Below are 2,555 nucleotides of genomic sequence, written 5' to 3' on the forward strand. Positions count from 1 at the left end.
GGGCGTGCGGGCTGGGGGCGGTGAAGAGCAACTTCGGGCACCTGGACACGGCGGCGGGCGTGGCGGGGGTCATCAAGACGGTGCTGTCGATGGAGCACCGAACGCTGCCTCCGACGCTGAACTTCACGAAGCCGCATCCGATGCTGGAGCTGGAGGGGAGTCCCTTCCAGGTGGTGGGGAGCGCGCGTGCGTGGGAGGGGCCGCTGCCGCTGCGCGCGGGGGTGACGGCGTTGGGGATTGGGGGCACGAACGCGCATGTGGTGTTGCAGGAGGCGCCGGCTCTTCCGGAGACGGATGCGCCCCGGCGCGGGGAAGAGGTGCTGCTGCTGTCCGCGAAGACGGAAGGGGCGCTGGAGCGGATGACCACGGCGCTCGCGGAGCGCTTGCGCGAGCACGCGGCACCGGCTGCGCATGGAGCGTCCTCTCACATAAGGAACGTCACGGTGGCGCCGGGTCCGGTGATGCGCGAGTCCACGGCACCGGCTGCGCAGGGAGCGTCGATTCACGCAGCGACCGCCACTGCGGCTCCTCGCGCCGAGAAGGGCCCCGCCGGCACGGATGCCGGCACGGCAGCATGGGCGCGGTCCGCGAGCAATGCTTCGGACGGCTGGCTCGCGGACGTCGCTCATACGTTGCAGGTCGGGCGTGCCCGCTTTCCGTGGCGCCGCTTCGTCGTGGTCCGTCACGGTGAGGATGCGCCGGCGCTCCTGGATGGGCAGTCACCTCCTGGTGAGGACGCGTCCTCGCGGATCCGCACCGTGTTCGACGAAGGCGAGTCTCGCGGTGTGGCCTTCCTGTTCCCGGGGGGCGGTGCGCAGCGGGTGAACATGGGCGCGGCGTTCCTTCGCGAGCCCGCGTTCCGTGCGGCCATCGATACGTGCGCGGAGTGGCTTCGTGGGCCCCTGGGCGCCGACCTCCGTGACGTCCTCTTCGCCGGGCCGGAGCGCTTCGATGCGGCGGCCCGTGAGCTGGACCGACCGCTGTGGTCCCAGCCCGCGTTGTTCGTGTGCGACTGGGCGCTCGCGCAGCTGTGGCTGTCGTGGGGCGTGAAGCCGGAGGCCTTGCTGGGGCACTCGCTTGGCGAATACGTGGCGGCGTGCCTCGCGGGCGTGTTCACGCTGGAGGAGGCGCTGGGCCTCGTCGTCGCTCGGGGACGGTTGATGGAGGCGATGCCCCCGGGCGGAATGGTGTCCGTGCTCGCGCCCGTGGAGCAGGTCACGGGGCTCGTGGGACCGGCCGTGTCGGTGGCGGCCATCAATGGGCCGGAGACCTGTGTCCTCTCCGGGCCGCTGCCGGAGCTGGAGGCCGCGGAGCAGGCACTGACGGCGCGAGGCATCGAGCACAAGCGGGTGCGCTACGCGCGCGCCGCGCACTCGTCCATGATGGAGCCGTATCTGGAGGGCTTCGCGCGGGAGGTGGCTCGCGTGAAGCTCCGCGCACCCTCGCTCCCTGTCGTGTCCAGCCTCACCGGCCGGTGGCTCCAGGAGCGCGAGGCGACGTCTCCCGACTACTGGGTCCGCCACCTGCGGCACACCGTCCGCTTCTCCGATGCGCTGGGCTGCCTGCTGGAGTCCGGAGACCGGGCGTTGATTGAAGTGGGACCGGGCACGACGCTCACCGCGCTCGCGCGGCAGCATCCGGCGCGCAAGACGCAGCCCGTGCTGGCCACCCTGCCGACGAAGGGTGATGCGCCCGGGAATGCCCTGTCCGCGCTGGGCGAAGCCTGGGCCGCTGGCGTGGACGTGGACTGGGAACGCATCCGGGACGGAGAGCGGCGCCGACGCGTGGACCTGCCGACCTACAGCTTCGACCGCGAGCACTACAGCCTGGATGACGCCGCGCCGGCTCCCGTCGCCCGCGACGCCATGGCGGCCCGGGCGAAGGCGACCGTGCCCCCGAAGCCGAAGGGCCGTGCCGTCCGTCGCGGTGAGCGCGTGGCCCCTCGTGACGCCACTGAGCGGACGCTCGTCGAGTGCTTCCAGACGCTGTTCCGCCTGGACGACGTGGGCATCCACGACGACTTCTTCGCGCTGGGCGGTGACTCGCTGGTCGCGCTCCGGCTGCTCGCGATGATCTCCGAGCGCTTCGGCAAGCGGCTCGCGTTGAAGGAGATGCTCACCGCGCCCACGGTGGAGTTGCTCGCGCGGAAGCTGGGCGGCAAAGAGGAGGCCCGCGCCCTGCCACCGGGTGTGGCGTTGCTCCAGCAGGGCACGCGCGGTCCGCCCCTCTTCTTCGTGCACGCGGCCGGAGGCCAGGCGGTGTTCTACCGGGACCTGGCGCGCGCCATCGACGCGGGCCGGACCGCCTATGCCTTCGAGTCCCGGGGCCTGGATCCCGACGGGCCGCTGCACACGTCCGTCGATGAGATGGCGACGGCCTACCTGGAAGGCGTGCGCGCGTTGCAGCCCACGGGGCCGTACCTGCTGGTGGGCGCGTCGTTCGGCGGCGCGGTGGTCTACGAGATGGCCCGGCGGCTGACGGCGGAGGGCCAGGCGGTGCCGCTGTGCGCGATGCTCGACACGCCGGGTCCCGGGGACATCGCCCATGCACGGGCG

Annotated in this window: 1 protein-coding gene; it reads left to right on the forward strand. The window is 72.3% G+C overall.

The window, feature by feature from the left end; all coding sequences use genetic code 11:
- The coding region (locus D7W79_RS41175) for an alpha/beta fold hydrolase (protein WP_120530642.1) at positions 1 to 2,555 on the forward strand (2,555 nt) is incomplete at both ends.

This window comes from Corallococcus exercitus, assembly GCF_003611585.1.
GTDB classification, from domain to species: domain Bacteria; phylum Myxococcota; class Myxococcia; order Myxococcales; family Myxococcaceae; genus Corallococcus; species Corallococcus exercitus.